This window comes from Acinetobacter sp. neg1 (genome assembly GCF_000788125.1).
Classification (GTDB): Bacteria; Pseudomonadota; Gammaproteobacteria; order Pseudomonadales; family Moraxellaceae; genus Acinetobacter; species Acinetobacter vivianii.
In genome coordinates, this window is the sequence record NZ_JSZD01000020.1 from 426,028 (window position 1) to 445,732 (window position 19,705).

The 19,705-nt window shown below is 41.6% G+C and carries 19 protein-coding genes; 9 read left to right on the plus strand and 10 right to left on the minus strand.

Features of this window, described 5'->3' with window-relative positions; genetic code table 11:
- Positions 1-76 precede the first annotated feature (76 nt).
- The 3 genes from PJ15_RS16250 (at position 77) to PJ15_RS16260 (ending at position 3,497) form a co-directional block, all read left to right on the plus strand.
- Positions 77-772 (plus strand): hypothetical protein, encoded by a 696-nt coding sequence (locus tag PJ15_RS16250; RefSeq protein ID WP_047432577.1) that lies wholly within the window; start codon positions 77-79, stop codon positions 770-772.
- A 56-nt stretch (positions 773-828) separates the two neighbouring features.
- A complete protein-coding gene (locus PJ15_RS16255; RefSeq protein WP_005256964.1) occupies positions 829-1,548 on the plus strand; it encodes an MgtC/SapB family protein in 720 nt (239 codons plus the stop codon).
- Between the two features lie 116 nt (positions 1,549-1,664).
- Complete coding sequence (locus tag PJ15_RS16260) at positions 1,665-3,497, plus strand: monovalent cation:proton antiporter-2 (CPA2) family protein (protein ID WP_047432579.1); 1,833 nt, start codon at positions 1,665-1,667, stop codon at positions 3,495-3,497.
- A gap of 105 nt (positions 3,498-3,602) precedes the next feature.
- Here PJ15_RS16260 and leuE read toward each other — a convergent pair whose 3' ends face one another.
- The 3 genes from leuE to PJ15_RS16275 form a co-directional block, all read right to left on the minus strand.
- A complete protein-coding gene (gene leuE, locus PJ15_RS16265; protein WP_004771654.1) occupies positions 3,603-4,253 on the minus strand; it encodes a leucine efflux protein LeuE in 651 nt (216 codons plus the stop codon).
- Between the two features lie 74 nt (positions 4,254-4,327).
- On the minus strand, positions 4,328-5,317 hold the full coding sequence (tal, locus tag PJ15_RS16270) for a transaldolase (protein ID WP_047432582.1): 990 nt from the start codon (positions 5,315-5,317) through the stop codon (positions 4,328-4,330).
- A gap of 113 nt (positions 5,318-5,430) precedes the next feature.
- Complete coding sequence (locus PJ15_RS16275; RefSeq protein WP_047432585.1) at positions 5,431-6,321, minus strand: LysR family transcriptional regulator; 891 nt, start codon at positions 6,319-6,321, stop codon at positions 5,431-5,433.
- An 88-nt stretch (positions 6,322-6,409) separates the two neighbouring features.
- Here PJ15_RS16275 and aceI point away from each other — a divergent pair, with 88 nt between their 5' ends.
- The 5 genes from aceI to PJ15_RS16300 all read left to right on the plus strand — a co-directional run bounded on the left by aceI (position 6,410) and on the right by PJ15_RS16300 (position 13,279).
- Positions 6,410-6,838 (plus strand): chlorhexidine efflux PACE transporter AceI, encoded by a 429-nt coding sequence (gene aceI / locus PJ15_RS16280; RefSeq protein ID WP_004771659.1) that lies wholly within the window; start codon positions 6,410-6,412, stop codon positions 6,836-6,838.
- Positions 6,839-7,057: 219 nt separating this feature from the next.
- Positions 7,058-7,561 carry a hypothetical protein gene (locus PJ15_RS16285; protein ID WP_047432587.1) on the plus strand — a complete coding sequence of 168 codons (504 nt, stop codon included), beginning with the start codon at positions 7,058-7,060 and terminating at the stop codon, positions 7,559-7,561.
- Between the two features lie 137 nt (positions 7,562-7,698).
- Complete coding sequence (mfd, locus tag PJ15_RS16290) at positions 7,699-11,157, plus strand: transcription-repair coupling factor (protein ID WP_047432590.1); 3,459 nt, start codon at positions 7,699-7,701, stop codon at positions 11,155-11,157.
- A gap of 198 nt (positions 11,158-11,355) precedes the next feature.
- Entirely contained in the window at positions 11,356-11,790 is a 435-nt protein-coding gene (locus tag PJ15_RS16295; RefSeq protein ID WP_004771663.1) for an HIT domain-containing protein, read from the plus strand.
- A 52-nt stretch (positions 11,791-11,842) separates the two neighbouring features.
- Complete coding sequence (locus PJ15_RS16300) at positions 11,843-13,279, plus strand: adenylate/guanylate cyclase domain-containing protein (RefSeq protein WP_004771664.1); 1,437 nt, start codon at positions 11,843-11,845, stop codon at positions 13,277-13,279.
- Positions 13,280-13,291: 12 nt separating this feature from the next.
- Here the strand turns inward: PJ15_RS16300 and PJ15_RS16305 are convergent, their stop codons facing one another.
- Positions 13,292-13,747: an Rrf2 family transcriptional regulator gene (locus PJ15_RS16305; protein WP_047432884.1), complete on the minus strand. Its 456-nt coding sequence runs from the start codon at positions 13,745-13,747 to the stop codon at positions 13,292-13,294.
- 113 nt (positions 13,748-13,860) lie between these two features.
- Between PJ15_RS16305 and PJ15_RS16310 the strand changes: the two genes are divergently transcribed.
- Entirely contained in the window at positions 13,861-14,742 is an 882-nt protein-coding gene (locus PJ15_RS16310; RefSeq protein ID WP_047432593.1) for an NAD(P)/FAD-dependent oxidoreductase, read from the plus strand.
- Positions 14,743-14,800: 58 nt separating this feature from the next.
- Here the strand turns inward: PJ15_RS16310 and fdx are convergent, their stop codons facing one another.
- The 6 genes from fdx to PJ15_RS16340 all read right to left on the minus strand — a co-directional run bounded on the left by fdx (position 14,801) and on the right by PJ15_RS16340 (position 19,705).
- Positions 14,801-15,139 (minus strand): ISC system 2Fe-2S type ferredoxin, encoded by a 339-nt coding sequence (fdx, locus tag PJ15_RS16315; RefSeq protein WP_004771669.1) that lies wholly within the window; start codon positions 15,137-15,139, stop codon positions 14,801-14,803.
- A 17-nt stretch (positions 15,140-15,156) separates the two neighbouring features.
- Positions 15,157-17,016: a Fe-S protein assembly chaperone HscA gene (hscA, locus tag PJ15_RS16320; protein WP_005256993.1), complete on the minus strand. Its 1,860-nt coding sequence runs from the start codon at positions 17,014-17,016 to the stop codon at positions 15,157-15,159.
- Positions 17,017-17,054: 38 nt separating this feature from the next.
- Entirely contained in the window at positions 17,055-17,573 is a 519-nt protein-coding gene (gene hscB / locus PJ15_RS16325) for a Fe-S protein assembly co-chaperone HscB (RefSeq protein ID WP_004771671.1), read from the minus strand.
- Positions 17,574-17,659: 86 nt separating this feature from the next.
- Positions 17,660-17,980, minus strand: coding sequence for an iron-sulfur cluster assembly protein IscA (gene iscA / locus PJ15_RS16330; RefSeq protein ID WP_004661460.1), 321 nt, complete (start codon positions 17,978-17,980; stop codon positions 17,660-17,662).
- Between the two features lie 29 nt (positions 17,981-18,009).
- Complete coding sequence (gene iscU / locus PJ15_RS16335) at positions 18,010-18,396, minus strand: Fe-S cluster assembly scaffold IscU (RefSeq protein ID WP_004639432.1); 387 nt, start codon at positions 18,394-18,396, stop codon at positions 18,010-18,012.
- A gap of 91 nt (positions 18,397-18,487) precedes the next feature.
- Positions 18,488-19,705: an IscS subfamily cysteine desulfurase gene (locus tag PJ15_RS16340; RefSeq protein ID WP_004771672.1), complete on the minus strand. Its 1,218-nt coding sequence runs from the start codon at positions 19,703-19,705 to the stop codon at positions 18,488-18,490.

A 19,705-nucleotide genomic window follows, 5' to 3' on the forward strand; every position in this document is an offset into this window, starting at 1 on the left:
AATTTTGCTGTATTCACAAAATTTATTGTATTGACTGCAACCTGTTTAGTTTCTCACCTAAAATGGGGAGAAGCCTATGTTCTTTCACGCTTCCATTCAATGGATTGCAGTTGTTCAGGTATTTGTTTTATCTGGTTTATTGCTGGCACAAAAAAGTAAGGCTGGCCCGCTGATCAATACTGATGATGTTTCGATTACAACAGCAAAGCATTGTCAGCTGGAAAGTACTTATACGCGTAATAAAGATGGCAGTTGGGGTTATCAAGTCGTGCCTGCCTGTAATCTCAATGAAAATTTAGAAATATCTTTAGGTTATCATTCGAGCAAAGATATTGATCAGATTCATGGATTTTCAGCTCAGGCCAAAACCATATTAAAACCGATGGAAAATGATTGGGCGGTTGGTTCTAGTTTATTGCTCTCACGAGATGATGTTTCGCATCATGGTGGCAAACTGGACTGGTTTTTCAATGTACCGGTGAGTTTTGAATTTTTAGATCAACGTTTAGCTATAGATACCAATATTGGTTATCAACATGCAGATGAGCAACTTGTTCGTTGGGGCGTGGCTTCAACCTATAATGTAACGGATCGGGTGGGGCTAATTCTTGAAACCTACAATCAGGATCGTCAGGCGCCGTTTTTTCAGACCGCAGTGCAGTACAGCATTATTCCCAATGTGTTAAGTCTGGAAGCCTCATTTGGTGACCGCTTACATGCAGAGAAACAGCATTGGTTTGGCTTGGGATTGAGTTTTACACCGTCATCATAATTGCAGTATTTCACATTATCCTTCATTAAAAATCATTGATAATAAAGAGGTGGAACATGCAATTAAAATTTCTGCAACATACCGATTTTTCTAATATTCTGGATACTTTAATCAGTCTTTCTGTGGCATTTGTTTTAGGTGCCTTGATCGGTTTTGAACGTCAGTATCGGCAGCGTACAGCAGGGCTACGCACCAATGTTTTAGTAGCAGTGGGTGCTGCTATCTTTGTAGATATTGCAATTAATCTGACGGGTGCCGATGGTGCGGTTCGGGTAATTGCCTATGTGGTTTCGGGTATTGGTTTCTTGGGCGCAGGTGTGATTATGCGTCAGGAAGGTAATATTCATGGTCTCAATACCGCGGCGACTTTGTGGTGCTCAGCAGCAGTTGGAGCATCCGCTGGGGCAGATCTGGTGATTGAAGCGATATTGGCAACCTTATTTATTTTAGCGGCAAATACATTGCTGCGACCTATCGTACATGCTATTGACCGTCGTCCGTTGGATGATGATACTGAGGTCATGCATGTGATTTATATTATTTGTGATCGTAGTCACAGCAAAGCTGTCATGGATGAGCTGAATCTGACCTTGAAGCATCATAATTATCCTGCCAAAGATATTGATGTCACGCCTTTTGGTGAGAAGGAAGTGGAAATTGAAGTTACGCTCATTGCCACCTCAATTGAAGCGGAAGAAGCTCAACATATCATTAACCACCTCAATGCCATGCCTCAGGTTCGTCAGGCATTCTGGGACAAAAATACAATAAATTAAGTTTAGGAAAATCGTTTCCTAAATGATTGAATTGGGATGCATTGTCCTAAAAATGATATATATGGCCTTAATTGTTTCACCTAAAATGAAACCAGCATGATAACAATGAGAACAGTATGAGTTCAGAAGCACATTCAATCAGTTTAATTGCACCAGTGGTTTTGCTGGCTGCGGCTGTGGTTGCCGTCCCGATTTTTAAACGCATCGGATTAGGTTCGGTACTGGGATATTTGATTGCAGGATTGATTATTGGCCCATTCGGGTTTGCATTCTTCCACGATTCAGCCTCGATTTTGCATATTGCAGAACTGGGTATTGTGATGTACCTGTTTGTGATCGGGCTGGAAATGCAGCCTTCCCATCTCTGGAGTTTAAGACGGGAAATTTTTGGCTTGGGCACCTTGCAGATCGTGGCGTGTGGTCTGGCTTTAACTGGTGTCGGTCTGCTATTTGGTTTTAGCTGGCAGGTGGCTTTTATTGGTGCTGCCGGATTTGTACTGACTTCGACTGCCATTGTGATGCAATTATTGGGGGATCGGGGCGATATTACCCAGCCACATGGTCAGAAGATTGTCGCTATTTTATTATTTGAAGATTTATTGATTGTTCCATTACTTGCAATTGTTGCCTTTATGGCGCCGAATCATGTGGTCGAAAGTACTTCTACGCGTCTTGAAAGTATCGGCATTGGTTTAATTGCAATCGCGGGTTTGATTGCTGCGGGTTATTGGCTATTAAATCCTTTGTTCAGGTTGCTTGCTGTTGCAAAAGCACGTGAAGTGATGACTGCCGCTGCACTTCTGGTGGTTTTAGGCGCTGCATTGTTGATGCAAGTGAGTGGACTGTCTATGGCGATGGGGGCGTTCCTCGCAGGCGTATTATTATCAGAATCAACCTTTAGACATCAGATTGAAGCCGATATTGAACCTTTCCGTGGATTATTACTGGGCTTGTTCTTCCTCGGCGTCGGGATGTCTCTCGATTTATCTGTGGTTGCACAAAACTGGCAACTGATCATCAGTGGTGTTCTCGCCATGATGTTTGCCAAGGCGCTCATGATTTATATCGTTGCGCGTGTAACCAAAAGCCCACATACCGAAGCTTTAGATCGCGCGTTGCTGATGGCACAAGGGGGAGAATTTGCGTTTGTTCTCTTTGCTGCTGCAGTTAGTGCTCAGGTAATTGATAACACGGTCAAGTCTAATTTGACCGCGATTGTCGTGCTTTCTATGGTGCTGACTCCGATCGTGGGAATTCTTTTTAAACGTTTCACTGAAACCAAAGACCAGATTAATCTGGACAATGTCACTGTTGCCGAAGGCTTGAGTGGTAGTATTTTAATGATTGGCTTTGGTCGTTTTGGTCAGGTTACCAGTCAGCTGTTACTGGCACGTGGTGTTGATGTGACCATTATTGATAATGATATCGACATGATTCAAAACGCAGAGAAATTTGGTTTTAAAATTTATTATGGCGATGGCTGCCGTCTGGATATTCTGCATGCATCTGGTGCTGCGACAGCACAAGCCATTGTTGTCTGCGTGGATAGTAAGGAAACTACCAACCGTATTGTCGAACTGGTGACCCATGAATTCCCACTCGCCAAGCTGCTGGTTCGTTCTTATGACCGTGAACATTCACTTTATCTCGTGAAACAGAAAGTGGATTATATGATCCGTGAAACCTTTGAATCTGCAATCAAGTTTGGTGGCGTGATTCTGCAAGAGTTAGGGGTTGAGCAAGATGAAGTACAACGTATTACTGATGAAATTCGTGACCGTGACGAAGAACGTTTTGAAACTGAAATTGCCGCAGATGATGTGTATGCAGGGGTGGGTTTACAATATACCCATACGCATCCACGGCCAACAGCACCATTGATTCGCCCTAAACAGACAGGACGTATTTTAAATGAAGAAGAAACGCAAAAAGATTTAGAAGAAAAATAGCGATCATTGCGATTCAAGATTTTTCGGCCCTCATTTTGATGAGGGCTTTTTATTTTAAAAGTTAGATATAAATTAAATGAAATATCGAGAAAATAGCAGGTTGCATTAAGATAGCGTTGAGGTCGCTAGTCTTAAACCAAAGCCAAAGAATAAAATACCCACCAGACAAATGCCGCTGGCTGCCAATTTATAATTATGTTTGAAGAAGCCTGCGAGTTTGATACCTGAAAAAATTAATGCAGTCAGATAACTAAAACTGACTATTTGTAAGATGATAGCCAGAATTAAAAAGCTTAAAGCAGGATAGGCATAGCTTGGCTCGACAAACTGCACGAAGAAGGACAGGAAGAACAAGATCGCTTTCGGATTGAGTAGGCTAATGCTTAAAGCGGTGCGGTAAGGATGGATCTGGTCTAAATTTGGTAGTGCTGCCAGTTCAGCATGATGTGGCGGCTTGTTCCATGTCTGATAAGCGCCTTGTAGTAATTTAAAACCTAAATAGGCCAGATAACATGCGCCTGTTAATTTTAAAATTACAAACAAGATCGGGAAGGCTTTCAACAAAGAGGCTGCACCTAGCACTGTACAGAGAATTAAAATAAAGTCGCCTGTAAAGACACCACATGCCGCCGCATAGCCTGTGCGGATGCCATAACGTGATGCCACAGACATCACATATAATGAGTTGGGGCCAGGTAATAACACAATTAAGATTGTACCAATAATATAAGTGGTTAAATCTGTTATACCAAACACGATAGAAACTCATTAAAAAACCGATTTTCGCTAATATAGCAAAAATCGGTTTTTATTGGTGAAAATTCGACTAATTATGGTTTGATTTCAGCATCAATTCCAAAAGATTGGCGCAGCAATAAACTCAGTTGATCACGCGCCTTGATAAAGCCGTCGATACCACCTTGCAGTAACTGGAATGCCATCAAATCCTGTTCAAGTTCAGCCTTAAAGCTTTCTTTGCTTTGAGCGGGACGATCAATTTTTTCAGCTTGCTGGGCTGACTCAATACTCAATTGGGCTTCAACATTTTGTTGATCCTGTTCCAGTTGAGCCAACAGGTTTGGTGCAATCGTCAGTAAATCACAACCTGCCAGACCCAATACCTGAGCTGTACTGCGGAAGCTGGCACCCATCACTTGAGTTGTGATGCCTTGCTGTTTGTAATAATTGTAGATTTTCTTGACCGAAAGGACACCTGGATCTTTGGTAATTGGATATTGCTCAACACCTTCAGCCTTTTTGTACCAGTCAAGAATACGACCTACAAAAGGTGAGATCAGCGTAACTTTTGCATCTGCACAGGCTTGTGCCTGATGTAAACCAAATAGCAAGGTGAGGTTACACGGGATACCTTCGGCTTCAAGCACTTTCGCAGCCTGAATACCTTCCCATGTTGAAGCAATCTTGATCAGGATACGCGATTGTTCAATGCCATAACCTTGATATAACTTAGATAATTCGCGTGCTTTGGCAATGGTCGCTTCCGTATCATAAGACAAAGAAGCATCGACTTCAGTTGAAACCCGACCTTCAATGAGTTTTAAAATTTCAACACCGAATTTTACAGTTAAAATATCAATCGTGCGCTCGATTAACTCGTCGCTTTGATAACCTTCTTGTTTTGCTTGAGTATAGGCATCTTCAATCAACGCTCTGCTTTCTGGTAATTCCGCAGCCGCAGTGATGAGTGAAGGGTTAGTTGTTGCATCAAGTGGACGAAATTTTTCAATTGCTTCTAGGTCACTACTATCGGCAACAACGGTTGTTAAATCTTTTAATTGATGTAAGGCAGTCTGAGTCATTGATATAGCGTTCTTACTTAAACATATTATTGGTAATTTCTTTTATAGCATACTCTGCATAAAAGCAAAGCATCGCTTTTGTTGATGGAGTTATTCCTTAAAGTTATCTTTTATTACTTCATGTGTTGACGTTGTTTACGAATATGATCTATCAGGAATCTCGCTGCTGCACCCAGTTCACTTTCTCGACTCCAGACCAGATCGACGTAGTATTCAAATTTCGGTGTGAAATCATAAAGATCCAGAATTTTTAATTTTTTACGTAATTCAGGATTTTCATTAAACATTTCTAAAGGTAAAACGCCCCAACCCAAATTGCGAACGATCATCATACACGCGGAGTGATGATTGTCTGTTCGCCAATAATCTTTTGAGTAAAGCAATTCTGGTCGAATGGTATTGTCACGACTGCCGACCACAATCTGACGGGTCTGAACCATTTGCTCAAATGAAACCTTGTCTAGTTTGGCCAAAGGATTACTTTTTGCAATCACGGGAACAAGCGCTTCACTTTTTAACTCTACAAACTGTTCGCGACTATCTAGTTGTTCCCGTTCAAACATCAGGGCGAGCTGCGCGGTTTGATCAAGTAACATTTGCAGCGCATCTTCTTGCGGTGCTGAAACGACATTGAGTGACAGGCTCGGAAAATGTTGATCGAGCAGGGTGATGTAATCTGTCCAGTTGGTATGGAGCAGTTCTGAGACGACCACAATATTTAAAGTGGATTCCAAACCTGTACTTAACGCGTGGGCATGCTGTTTCCATTGATTCATTTCGATCAATAATTGCTGGGTTTTTTCGTATAAAACCCATGCTTCGGCGGTCGGGGTTGGTTCTCGTCCGATCCGCTCAAATAGTTTCAGATTGAGATCGATTTCCAGATTGGCAATCGACATACTGACTGCTGAAGGTACTTTGCCTAATTTACGGGCAGCAGCAGAAAAGGAGCCTGTTTCAATGACCGTCTGAAACATGAGGAGTTGTTCTTGGTTAATATTCATTTGTCAAAAAAACTGAAAGAATCTGATTGGATTAATCAATATTATAAAAATAAAATGGCAACTATCCAAACAAGAGAGTGTTACAAAAATGTTGATTTCCAAAAGAAGACTCGTTCATGCGATCAGCTATGAAGTGATTTTATTGGTCATCATCGCTATTGCGTTAAGTTTTATTTTTAGTATGCCACTAGAAGTAACGGGTGTTTTAGGTACGATCATGGCGGTGATTTCTGTATTCTGGAATATGATTTTCAACCATTACTTTGAAAAAGTGGAGCAGAAATATCATTGGGAACGAACGGTTCCTGTGCGTATTCTGCATGCGATCGGATTTGAAGGCGGCTTGATGCTGGCGACCATTCCAATCATTGCTTATTTAATGAAAATGACAATTATTGAAGCAATTATTTTAGACTTCGGTTTGACGATGTGTATTCTGGTTTATACATTCATCTTCCAATGGTGCTATGACATGATTGAAGGACGTTTCTTTCCGAATGCCAAACTTGCATCATAATTTATAATAAAGATGGATGAAGAAGCACTTTCCATAATCTGATGGAAAGTGCTTTTTTTATTGTCTGTAATTCATTTAATGTGATGATAGGTTGAGAAAATAGCCTAAGTAAGTTGAATCCTTTAATGCAAACAAAATTATGATTTCACAGGAACATAAAAATGTCTAAGACAAAGAAAATGAACTGATCTTGTTTTAGACTTAAAAGTAGAGATTTTTATGACTTTTAAAGCGCTTTTTATTGAGATTCATTATGGTGAGTACCCTAAAGAAATCATCGCCAAAAAAATTAATGAATATATAGAAAACAATGAAATTATAGAGATGGATTTTTTTGAACTATTAGATACTAGGGTAGATCAGAAAGCTTTACTATTTGAACTGATTCAAGCAACAGATCCCAGTTTTTCAGTAGATTGTGTTGAGGCAGAAGTTTTAGCTGCTCATTACTTCCTAAATATTCTTGCGCGTTACCAAGTTGGTGAAATACGTCCTTTTGAATTATGTGAAATTTTTAACAATATAGAGGCGGGTTTTATGGGGGCTCCACGTCATCTTGATGAGAAAATTGTATATTATCCCTCATGGCTAGGTTATTTATATGGTGCTTGTGACTGGTGTGATGAAACATGGACACTTGAAGATATTCCTCATCTTCTTATCGAAGTAGAAAAGCAAATTCAGAACATTAAAGATTGGTTATCAAATCCTGTTTTTAAATAATAGTGACTTTGATAGCAATTCTATTTGATCTACTGCATAGACAATTTTGCATTAACGATAAGCCAAAAAATTCCTATTCATAAAAAACATCATGCTAAAATAGGGAACTTATCTTTTTAGATTGCATGATTTTCTCTATGTTCCAACAAGAAATCTCTCAATTAAACCTACAACAATTTAAAGCGGGTGAAAAACGCTGGATCGGTTCCTTGTTGGGATCATCGGCTGCATTATTATTCAAAGAAATTGCAACCCAAAGCTCGAATCTCTACGTCATTGTGGCTCGGAATAATCAGCACCTTGCTCAGTTGGAAAGTGAGCTTGAGTTTTATGGCATTAAACCAACGATTTTTCCTGATTGGGAAATTTTGCCTTATGACCGTTTGTCTCCGCATCAGGATATTGTGTCTGAGCGTTTGGCCATTTTATCGCATATGCCGCAAAAGGGCATTCTACTGATTTCGGCGAGTACGTTAGCACAGCGTGTTGCACCTTATTCATGGGTGGTGGGGGAACACTTTGATATTAAGGTTGGGCAAAAACTAGATTTAGAAGTACAAAAAAAGCAGTTGGTACAAGCGGGTTATCGTTTGGTGGATACGGTTTATGATCACGGCGAATTTGCTGTTCGCGGTAGTATCATGGATATTTTTGCTTCTGGACAAGATCAGCCGATTCGGATTGACTTATTTGATGATGAAATTGAAAGCTTAAAATTCTTTGATCCAGAAACTCAACGTACGACAGAATCATTAAAAAACTTCACGGTTTTACCTGCGAAAGAATTTCCTTTGAAAGAAGGGCGTTCTATTTTCAGAGACCGTTATGCGGAAAGTTTTCCAACGGCAAATCCAAAGAAAAATCCAATTTATCAGGATGTACTTGAAGGTATTTCGACACCTGGATTGGAATTTTATCTGCCATTATTCTTTGATAAGAAGGTAATGGAAGCGCAAAGTATGTTCACGACATACTTACCAAAGAATTGCGTTGTCATTACAAATAACGAGATTGAAGACGAATTAATCAATTTCTGGAAAGAAGTTGTACGTCGTTATGAAGATCGTCGTCATAACATTGATCAACCGATTCTGCCGCCTGAAGAACTGTTCTTGATGCCCAATCATGTGTTACAGGCACTGAATCAGTTTCCAAGAATTGTGGCTTCAGCAGAGGCATTTGAAGCTAAAGCGGGTGTGTTAAATCTTGCCGCTGAGCAACCACCAAAATTGCCTGTTGATCCCAAAAAGGAACAACCTTTCGAAGCAGTTAAACACTATATTGATCAGGTTAAACATCCTGTCTTGTTGGTGGCAGAGAGTGCAGGTCGCCGTGAGACCTTAAAAGATGCGTTGCGTGGTGTATTGGGCGAAATTCAGAATGTAGAGAGTTTTGCTCAATTCCAGAAAGATAAATTACAAGTCGCGATTACCAGTGCGCCTTTAGACCGTGGTTTGTTGCTTACAGATCAGTTATCGGTCATTTCAGAAAATCAGCTGTACGAACATCGGGTGGTACAACGTCGCCGTAAGCGTCAGCAGGAAGTTTCTGAAGAATTTCTTATTCGCAGCTTAACTGAGCTGAGTATTGGCGCGCCTGTCGTGCATATTGATCATGGTGTTGGGCGTTATGCAGGTTTGGTGACGCTAGAAATCGATGAGCAGAACCATGAGTTTTTACAACTAGATTATGCTGATGGCGCAAAAGTCTACGTTCCTGTTACCAATTTACATTTAATCAGCCGCTATAGTGGTGGTGATCCAGATCTGGCGCCCTTACATAAGCTGGGTACAGACACATGGAGCAAAGCAAAACGTAAGGCTTTGGAGCAGATTCATGATGTGGCGGCGGAATTACTGCATATTCAGGCGCGTCGCCAGTCTAAACCCGGCTTTGCTTTTGAACTTGATCATACGGGTTATATGCAATTTGCCAGCGGTTTTGCCTATGAAGAAACGCTGGATCAGGCCAATGCGATTGAAGCGACCATTCATGATATGCAGCTAGCCAAACCGATGGATCGCTTGGTGTGTGGTGATGTTGGTTTTGGTAAAACAGAAGTGGCGATGCGTGCGGCATTTGTTGCCGTGCAGAATAATAAACAGGTGGCTGTGTTAGTTCCAACCACCTTATTGGCTCAGCAACATTTTGAGTCCTTTAAAGACCGTTTTGCGGATACAGCAGTACGTATCGAAGTGTTGTCTCGATTCGGTAGTAATAAAGCCCATTTAAAAATCATTGAAGATTTGGCCGAAGGTAAGGTCGATATTGTGGTCGGGACGCACAAAATTTTGCAAGAGAACGTGCAATTTAAAAATCTTGGTCTGATGATTGTCGACGAAGAGCATCGTTTTGGCGTGCGTGACAAAGAGCGAATCAAGGCGCTACGTGCTGATGTGGATATGCTGACGCTGACAGCGACACCGATTCCGCGTACCTTGAATATGGCTTTCTCTGGCATGCGTGATCTCTCGATTATTGCTACGCCGCCAGCACGTCGTTTAGCGGTGAAAACTTTTGTTCAGGAACATACCGATGATTCGGTGAAAGAGGCAATTCTGCGTGAATTGTTACGTGGTGGGCAGGTGTACTTCTTGCACAATGAAGTTGATACCATCGAACGGACTGCGGAAAATATACGTCATCTGGTGCCTGAAGCACGTGTTGCGGTAGCACATGGACAAATGCGCGAACGTGAACTTGAGCAGGTGATGCAGCAGTTCTATCATAAGGAATATAACGTATTGGTGTGCTCGACTATTATCGAGACCGGTATTGATGTACCGAATGCCAATACCATTATTATCGAACGTGCAGATAAGCTAGGCCTCGCACAATTACACCAGTTGCGTGGTCGGGTTGGGCGTTCACATCATCAAGCCTATGCCTATTTGTTGGTTCCGTCGATTAAGCATCTAAAAGGTGATGCTGAAAAACGTCTGGATGCCATTCAACGTGCTTCAACGCTCGGTGCTGGCTTTATGCTGGCTACAGAGGATCTGGAAATTCGAGGCGCGGGTGAGTTGCTCGGTGAGCAGCAAAGCGGTTCTATGCAGGCAATCGGGTATAGCCTGTATATGGAAATGCTTGAGAAGGCGACCAAAGCAATTCAGAAAGGTAAAACCCCAAACTTTGATGCACCATTGTCATTAACGGCTGAAATTAATTTACATATGCCAGCATTGATTCCAGATGATTATCTGGGTGACGTACATCAGCGCCTGTTGTTCTATAAGCGCATTAGTAATACCGATAGTCAGGAGAAGCTCGACAATATTCGTATGGAGCTGATTGATCGTTTTGGTATTCCGCCACAACCTGTGAAACAGCTATTTAGCGTTCATCAGTTGCGTTTAAAGGCAGAACAACTGGGCATCACCAAGATTGATATCAATAGTAATGGCGGTTATATCGAGTTTTCTCCAGATACACCTGTACAGGCGATCAGTATCATTCAACTGATGCAAAAGCAGCCAACGTATTACCGGATGGAAGGCGGGCAACGCTTGAAAGTCATGGTTCAACTGGCTGAGTATGACAAACGAATCCAGTTCATTATTGACCTGCTCAACAAGCTGGTGAGTGAGTTGAATTAGTGCCTTGAAAATTGATAATTGAGTGTTAATTGAGCAAGTTTGGTTTTTTGCAAGATCGCGATATGTTTTTGATCAGATGTTCCTGCAATAAATGAGGAAAATCATTGTTATTTGTAAGCAAACGGGTGACTAATAATATTCACATCAAAACTGATGTGATAGTATTGATCATCATTATTCTGCATCATTTATAAAGATATGTTTAGTTTGCATCCACAACTTGCTCAAGATACATTTTTTGTAGGCGACTTTCCGCTTTCAACATGTCGTTTAATGAATGATATGCAATTTCCTTGGCTAATCCTTGTACCTCGTGTGCCAGGCGTTACAGAACTATATGAATTAAGCCAAGCAGATCAAGAACAATTTTTACGTGAATCAAGCTGGTTATCAAGCCAACTTTCACGTGTGTTCCGTGCAGACAAGATGAATGTGGCAGCACTAGGGAACGTCGTTCCTCAGCTTCATTTCCATCATGTTGTACGTTATCAAAACGATGTGGCATGGCCGAAACCAGTATGGGGAACGCCAGCAGTACCATACAGTAATGATGTACTCGCGCATATGCGTCAAACATTGATGCTTGCGCTACGCGGTCAAGGTGACATGCCATTTGACTGGCGCATGGACTGATCCAGAAAATAGAATAAAAAACAGTATTCTATAATAAGAAAAGGAGGACAGAGTGCCACTAGATAGGTTGATTGATAAAGAACCTAGACAGTTCGCTTATTTCCATCGTTTGATGGGATACTCGATTCTGTCACTGATTTTGGTAATTTATACATTTACCTCTACCAGTGCTAGCTATCAGCTCTATCTCCTTCCATTATTACTGGCTTATTTTCTATTTTGTCCCCGTTTAGAAAAATGGCTGCAATATAAATTTGATAAAAAAATAGAAAAAAACGTTCTATTTGCCAATGAAGCCATCATTATTGCGCTTGTTCTTGCCGCATTACATTTAAGTTTAGTGCCGACATTTACGATCTTATTTGCATTGCTCTATGTCGGTCTGAACAATAAAATTTCCTTGCCTGTCTCATGTCTGATCGGATTGATTGGTGTAATTACATTCTACTTTAGTACCTATATTATTTTCGGTACAGAAGAGTATTTTGAACCGACCAATCCTGAATTGACCGTTGTCAGTTTGCTCGGCTTGATGATGTTTATCGTGATTGGTAACTATTATCAGCATCGTCGCCTGAATATTCTCGGGCAGCAACGCCAGCATTATCATAATCAGATGACTCGCTATATTGCTTTCGCAAACCAGCTCAGTCGCTACGCGCCGCTGCAATTATGGCAATCGATTATGCGTGGCGAAGCTGAAGCAAAAATTGAATATAAGCGTAAAAAACTCACGATTTTCTTCTCCGATATTCAAGGTTTTACGGAACTTTCAGAAACACTCATCCCAGACGATTTAGCCTTCTTGCTGAACGATTACTTGAGTCATATGACTGAGATTGCCAAGCAGTATGAAGCGACAGTCGATAAGTTTATGGGCGATGCGATTCTTATTTTCTTTGGTGATCCAAATTCGCAAGGCGTTGAACAAGATGCAAAATCTTGTGTGGAAATGGCGATTGCGATGCGTCAACAAATGAAATTGTTGCGTGAGCGCTGGAAGAAAATGGGCTATCCAGCCTTGCATATCCGCATGGGAATTAGTACGGGTTATTGTCACGTAGGTAATTATGGCGCTTCACATCGAATGGCCTATACCATTGTTGGGCGTGATGTGAATTTGGCTGCACGTTTGCAGTCTGCTGCTGAAGTTGATGAAATCCTGATTGCCGACGACACACATCAACTGATTAAAAATGAGTTTTTATGTGTGCCGAAAGTGCCGATTTATTTAAAAGGTATTCAAGGCCCAGTGAAAACCTGGCAGGTGATGGAAAAATTCACAGGCAAAAAATCTGATACGCAACAATGGTTTGATTTTGATTATAAAGGCTTCCATTTGGTTCTCAATCTGGAAGAAGTACAAAACTATGAATACCCAGAACTGGTCGAGATTCTGGAAAACATGGTTCAACGTATCAAAACCCAGCAAAAGATTACCAATGCGCAGGGCATTCCTAAACTCACTTTAGATGATGAAGTGAGATAGACAACTCAATACTCAATGTTGAGTATGACGATTCTGATGTTCATGTAACTCATATAAATGATCAAATTCTAAAGCGAGTGCTGCCAGCGTGGTGGATTTTAGCTGTCGGGTTAAAATGTGCTGTGCATCCTGAATGGCCTGATCTAAAGCGGCGTTTACCACACGCTCAACTAAGCACTCTGGACTCTCTCTTTCATTGCCTATCGCAAAAATAGTGGGTTCACCCACAGCTTGATAAATATCCCACAAGGTAATTTTTTCTAAATCTCCAGTTAGCTGCCAGCCACCACCAGCGCCTTTTTCTGAATGGACAAATCCAGCTTTCTTTAACCCCGACATGGTCCGTCTGACCACGACAGGGTTGGTTGATAGCATTTGTGCGATTTCATCTGAGGTAAAAGTCTTATGTTGTCTGGCCATGTGTAAAAGCACATGCAGCATTCGGGAAAGTTTACTGTCAGTACGCATTTGATCAATCCAAACAAAATAAGAGAATAGTTTTAAATGTAACATCAAAAGTTGCAAATTAAAATAAAAAGTATTAATGTAACTTTAAAAGTTACATATAAATGGTGAATCCTATGCAATATGATGTTGCGATTATTGGTGGAAGTTATGCAGGTTTGGCTGCGGCAATGCCATTGGCGAGAGCACGTAGAAAAGTGGTTATTATTGATGCTGGACAACGCAGAAATCGCTTTGCCGAGTATTCACATGGTTTTCTAACTCAGGATGGAACGCAGGCGAGTGAAATTGCGCAAATTGCGAAGCAGCAAGTTTTGTCTTATAAGACTGTGGATTGGCAGAATGGCAATGTAAAGCGCGTAGAAAAAATTGAAGAGGGCTTTGCGGTATGTATTGATGCGACACATTCAATTACGGCCAAGCGCCTGATTATTGCTGCTGGTATTACAGATCAATTGCCTGATATTGCTGGTCTGGCGGAACGCTGGGGCAAGTCAGTATTTCATTGTCCTTATTGCCATGGTTATGAATTGAATCAAGGCAAAATTGGCATCATTGCCAGCTCAGAACATGCTGCTCATTTAGCGATGATGCTCCCAGATTGGGGTGAAACGACACTTTTCTTGAATGATTATCCTGTGGATGCTGAATTATTTGAGCAATTAAAGGCTCGTGGCGTTGTCATTGAACAGCGACTGATTCAGGAAATTATGGGGCAGAGTGATGTTTTGCTTGCTGATGGCACTGTGATTCAACTGGCTGGTATTTTTGCAACGACCAAATGCACCATTGCTCAAGAGTGGATTTTTAAGCTGGGTTGTGAAATTGAACAGAGTGCGATGGGAGAAGCCATTAAAACCAATGCAATGAAGGAAACATCTGTGACAGGAATTTTTGCCTGTGGAGATGTTGCACGTTTAGGCGGCTCAGTCTCTTTAGCAGTCGGTGATGGTACTATGGCAGGCGTCGCTGCGCATCGTTCTTTAATTTTTGCTTAACCATAAAAAAGCTAGAGATTTACTCTAGCTTTTTTGCGTTTTGGATGAACCACTCAGCTTAATGATTTTCTGAAGCATGGTTGATAGTGTATTTAGGAATCTCGATTTCTAAATCTTCATCTACAATTTTCACTTGGCAAGACAAGCGTGAGTCAGGCTCTAAACCCCAAGCACGATCCAGTAAGTCTGCTTCAACGTCATTCATCTCATCTAAGCTGTCAAAACCTTTACGAACAACCACATGGCAGGTCGTACATGCTGCAGACATATCGCAAGCATGTTCAATTTTGATGCCTTGTTTTAATAAACTTTGGCATAAATTGGCGTTCTGTTCGACTTCAAATTCTGCACCTTCAGGGCAAATTTGTGCATGAGGAAGAACTTTAATACGTGGCATATTGATCACCTATACCTTTAATTTGAGTTTGACCAATCTTCAAGTTTCGTACCTTTTAAGGCATGGTCAATATGTCGGTTCATGCGAAGCGCAGCAAAGGCATCGCTGTGAATTTTAAGTTGCTGAACAGCATGTTCAATCGCTGCAAGGTCATCCGTTTTAAGACGAGCTTTTAACGCTTCAGCGGCAAGAATTAAGTCGCGAGCCTGTTGCTGAGAAAGTAAATCTGTATCCGCTTTCAAAGCTTGCTCTAAGGCTTCTAGCTCACGTTGTGCTTCAACTTTGGTTTCTTGCAAGTGGCGAAGCTGTTTGTCTTCTTCCGCATGCTGGAAACCTTCTACCAGTAAACGTTCAGTATCTGATGCTGATAAGCCATACGACGGTTTGATGTCGATTTTGGCTTGCACACCAGAGGTAGTTTCTTTCGCAGAGACAGTAAGTAAGCCATCAGCATCCACTTGGAATGTCACTTCAATACGTGCTTGGCCCGCAGTCATTGGAGGAATGCCATGTAAGACAAAGCGACCTAATGAGCGACAATGCTCAACCAGATCACGCTCACCTTGAACCACATGGATCAACATGGCAGTTTGACCATCTTGATAGGTGGTAAACTCTTGACGGCGTGCAACAGGAATGGCTGTATTACGTGAAACCAGACGTTCAACCAAACCGCCCATGGTCTCTAAACCAAGAGAGAGTGGCGTCACATCCAGTAATAATGAACCATCTTGGCTATTGCCAATGAGCTGGTTGGCGGTAATTGATGCGCCAATTGCAACGACTTCATCTGGGTTAATGGTACATAGCGGTTCACGTTCAAATAGGTCACGTACAGCTTTTTGTACAGCGTAAGAACGTGTTGAACCACCCACAAGGACTACGTGCTCAATTTCATCGAGTTCAAGTTTGGCATCGCGTAATACACGTTTGCAGACACTCATTGTTTTGTCGAGTGCGACTTGAATAATCGATTCAAAAGTAGGGCGGTCGAGTGTTAAGCGATCATCCAGTAATTTTAATTCGGCAGATTCGTGATCTGTTAAATGTTCTTTGGCTTGACGTGCAGCAACAACGAATACCGCATATTCTTCATCGCTTAATGTTTCAATATTGAGCTGCTTTTTAGCCCATTTTACGATTAAGCGATCAAGGTCATCTCCACCCAGTGCAGTATGTCCGCCTGTAGCGAGGACTTCAAATACACCTTGTGAAAAACGCAAGATTGAGACGTCAAACGTACCACCACCTAAATCGTAAATCACATAGTTGCGGTCTGTACTGAGATTTGTCTCTTGATCCAGACCATATGCAACCGCAGCGGCTGTTGGCTCATTCAATAAGCGTAAAACATTAAGACCAGCAAGTTGTGCTGCATCACGTGTTGCCTGACGTTGTGCTTCATCGAAATAAGCAGGAACGGTAATCACAGCGCCATTCACAGGATTATTCAGACTTGCTTCAGCACGATCTTTTAATTGTTTTAAGATCTCAGCAGAAATTTCGACAGGTGTTTTACGTCCGGCAGCCGTTTCAAATGCTGGCATTTCATTTTCTGCGCCAACAAGTGTATAGGGATGCTGGAATTTAATATCAGCTTGTGAACGACCCATAAAGCGTTTCACAGAAACAACCGTGTTTTTGGGGTCAGTCATCATAAATGGTTTGGCTTCATAACCAAACGTTGTCAAATCTTTTGCGTAATGAACAATAGATGGGAGTAGAACTCGATCTTTGTCATCATGTAGAACTTTCGGTTTTCCCGATAGCACTGTCGCCACTAAAGAGTGGGTTGTCCCTAAGTCAATCCCGATCGCAATACGATGTTCGTGCGGTGCGGTAGATTGACCTGGTTCAGCAATTTGCAAAAGCGCCATGCGTACGGTATCCCTTGAAAATAATCGGTAACAGCGGATTAAAAATCATCGTCTAGATCGAAGCTGTCTTCTTCGTCCAGCATACGATCTTCAGCTTTATCAATATCATTCATGACACGTTGGAAAAAGCGTAGCTTACGAACAGTATCACGTGCCTCAGCCCAGTCTTCATCCGCATAATCGAGTTTGAACTCGCGAACTAAACTATCAATCCATTGCTGAATTTCAACTTTTAATGTGCGAAGTTGCTCGGTTGAGGTGGCTTCGTCAAGTTGCTCACGCATTTCAAGTGCGGATTGCAAAAACTCAAAATCGTTGATGGACTGATCAAGATGATGATCTTGTTTTTTAAGGGCAAGCAGATAGGCAGCACGACTATCAACCAGTGATAATACTTTATAAGCCTGATTGATTTCGCTTGACTTGATCAGCGCCTGATCCTTGTCACTAGCTTTATCTGGGTGATATTGCTGTTGCAAACTTAAAAACTGTTTTTTTAAAGCTGCTAAATCTATATCGAGTGCTTCTGGTAATTGGAACAACTCAAAATGATTCATGGGAGATGGATTCCGCTATTGATAAATACGTTAAAACAGTGCGGAACACACTGTTTTGACGAAAAGAAAGAGAGTAGTGGTTGAGATTAAACAGTGAATGATTCACCGCAACCACATTCACCTTTTTGGTTTGGGTTGTTAAACTCAAAGCCTTCATTGAGACCATTTTTAACATAGTCCATCTCTAAACCATTGAGATAAACCAAGCTTTTAGGGTCTACAAAGACTTTAACGCCGAGTTGTTCAAATACTTGATCGTGTGTGTCGATATCATCAACAAACTCAAGTACATAAGCCAATCCGGAACAACCCGAAGTTTTCACACCAATACGAATGCCTTCACCCTTACCTCGGTTTTGCAGGTAATTGCTGATGTGAGTCGCAGCATTTTCAGTTAAATGGATCATGAAAACTCCAATGTTATTTCGGTCATCAATTAAGCTTTCGCTTTCTTACCACGATAGTCTTCAATCGCAGCTTTGATTGCATCTTCAGCCAATACAGAGCAGTGTACTTTTACTGGTGGAAGTGCAAGCTCAGTTGCGATATCAATGTTTTTGATCGCTTGAGCTTCATCAAGTGTTTTGCCTTTTAACCATTCGGTTACAAGTGAACTTGATGCGATTGCAGAACCACAGCCATAAGTTTTGAAGCGAGCTTCTTCAATTACGCCATTGTCATCGACTTGAATTTGTAAACGCATGACGTCGCCACAAGCAGGTGCACCGACCATACCTGTACCTACATTTTCTGCATTCTTGTCTAAAACACCAACATTACGAGGGTTTTCGTAATGATCAATTACCTTTTCGCTATAAGCCATGTCGCTTCTCCAAACCTCGGGGTCAGCCTAATATTAATATGAGGGTTAAAACATACTTTTCAATGAAGTGCTCAAAAGAGCACCTTATGAATTAGTGTTCAGCCCATTCAACTGTTGAAAGGTCGATACCTTCTTTGTACATATCCCAAAGCGGAGAAAGTTCACGTAATTTCTCAACAGCAGCTTTGGTAATTGTTAACACGTAATCAATATCTGCTTCAGTGGTGTATTTACCAAAACTGAAACGGATTGAACTATGTGCCAACTCGTCAGATAAACCTAAAGCACGTAATACATATGACGGCTCTAAAGTTGCAGATGTACATGCTGAACCACTTGAAACAGCTGCATCTTTCAATGCCATCATCAGTGACTCACCTTCAACGAAGTTGAAGCTGACATTTAGATAGTTTGCAACGTTTTGTGTTGGGTGACCATTCAAGAACACTTGTTCAAGGTCTTGTAAGCCATTCCAAAGCTTGTCGCGTAACTTGCGAATGCGCTCTTGTTCTGCTTGCATGGTTTTGCCAGCAATTTCAAAAGCTTCGCCCATACCCACAATTTGATGAGTCGCTAAAGTACCAGAACGCATACCGCGCTCATGGCCGCCACCGTGCATTTGTGCTTTTAAGCGAACACGTGGGCTACGGCGAACGTAAAGGGCACCGATACCTTTAGGGCCATAAACTTTATGACCAGAGAAGCTCATCAAATCAATTTTCATGGTTGAAAGATCAATTTCAACTTTACCAGCGGCTTGAGCTGCATCGACGTGGAAGAATGTTTTGTTCGCACGTGTTAATTCACCAATAGCAGCAACATCAGTCACAGTGCCGATTTCGTTGTTCACCATCATAAGTGAAACAAGGATCGTATCAGGACGTAAAGCCGCTTGAACCATTTCTGGTGTAATTAAACCAGTACGTGGTTCTGGCTCTAAATATGTAATTTCAAAACCTTGTTCTTCGAGTTCACGGCAAGGATCTAACACAGCTTTGTGTTCGATTTTACTTGTAATGATGTGTTTGCCTTTTGAACCGTAGAACTGAGCAATACCTTTTAATGCCAGGTTGTCAGATTCGGTTGCGCCAGAAGTCCAAACGATTTCGCGTGGATCTGCTTTAATTAAATTTGCAACTTGCTCACGCGCATATTCAGCTTTTTCTTCGGCTTGCCAACCATATGCATGTGAACGTGACGCAGGGTTACCAAAAGTTCCCTCGAACGTTAAACATTCCATCATGCGTTCTGCAACTTCTGGCAGTACTGGAGTGGTTGCTGCGTAATCAAGATAAATTGGACGTTTCAT

What these genes read in the sequence shown, in the direction of transcription:
- PJ15_RS16250 (WP_047432577.1), top strand. Translation starts at nt 77, where the DNA reads ATGTTCTTTCACGCTTCCATTCAATGGATTGCAGTTGTTCAGGTATTT.
- PJ15_RS16255 (WP_005256964.1), top strand. Translation starts at nt 829, where the DNA reads ATGCAATTAAAATTTCTGCAACATACCGATTTTTCTAATATTCTGGAT.
- PJ15_RS16260 (WP_047432579.1), top strand. Translation starts at nt 1,665, where the DNA reads ATGAGTTCAGAAGCACATTCAATCAGTTTAATTGCACCAGTGGTTTTG.
- tal (WP_047432582.1), bottom strand. Translation starts at nt 5,317, where the DNA reads ATGACTCAGACTGCCTTACATCAATTAAAAGATTTAACAACCGTTGTT.
- PJ15_RS16275 (WP_047432585.1), bottom strand. Translation starts at nt 6,321, where the DNA reads ATGAATATTAACCAAGAACAACTCCTCATGTTTCAGACGGTCATTGAA.
- aceI (WP_004771659.1), top strand. Translation starts at nt 6,410, where the DNA reads ATGTTGATTTCCAAAAGAAGACTCGTTCATGCGATCAGCTATGAAGTG.
- PJ15_RS16285 (WP_047432587.1), top strand. Translation starts at nt 7,058, where the DNA reads ATGACTTTTAAAGCGCTTTTTATTGAGATTCATTATGGTGAGTACCCT.
- mfd (WP_047432590.1), top strand. Translation starts at nt 7,699, where the DNA reads ATGTTCCAACAAGAAATCTCTCAATTAAACCTACAACAATTTAAAGCG.
- PJ15_RS16295 (WP_004771663.1), top strand. Translation starts at nt 11,356, where the DNA reads ATGTTTAGTTTGCATCCACAACTTGCTCAAGATACATTTTTTGTAGGC.
- PJ15_RS16305 (WP_047432884.1), bottom strand. Translation starts at nt 13,747, where the DNA reads ATGCGTACTGACAGTAAACTTTCCCGAATGCTGCATGTGCTTTTACAC.
- PJ15_RS16310 (WP_047432593.1), top strand. Translation starts at nt 13,861, where the DNA reads ATGCAATATGATGTTGCGATTATTGGTGGAAGTTATGCAGGTTTGGCT.
- fdx (WP_004771669.1), bottom strand. Translation starts at nt 15,139, where the DNA reads ATGCCACGTATTAAAGTTCTTCCTCATGCACAAATTTGCCCTGAAGGT.
- hscA (WP_005256993.1), bottom strand. Translation starts at nt 17,016, where the DNA reads ATGGCGCTTTTGCAAATTGCTGAACCAGGTCAATCTACCGCACCGCAC.
- hscB (WP_004771671.1), bottom strand. Translation starts at nt 17,573, where the DNA reads ATGAATCATTTTGAGTTGTTCCAATTACCAGAAGCACTCGATATAGAT.
- iscA (WP_004661460.1), bottom strand. Translation starts at nt 17,980, where the DNA reads ATGATCCATTTAACTGAAAATGCTGCGACTCACATCAGCAATTACCTG.
- iscU (WP_004639432.1), bottom strand. Translation starts at nt 18,396, where the DNA reads ATGGCTTATAGCGAAAAGGTAATTGATCATTACGAAAACCCTCGTAAT.
- PJ15_RS16340 (WP_004771672.1), bottom strand. Translation starts at nt 19,705, where the DNA reads ATGAAACGTCCAATTTATCTTGATTACGCAGCAACCACTCCAGTACTG.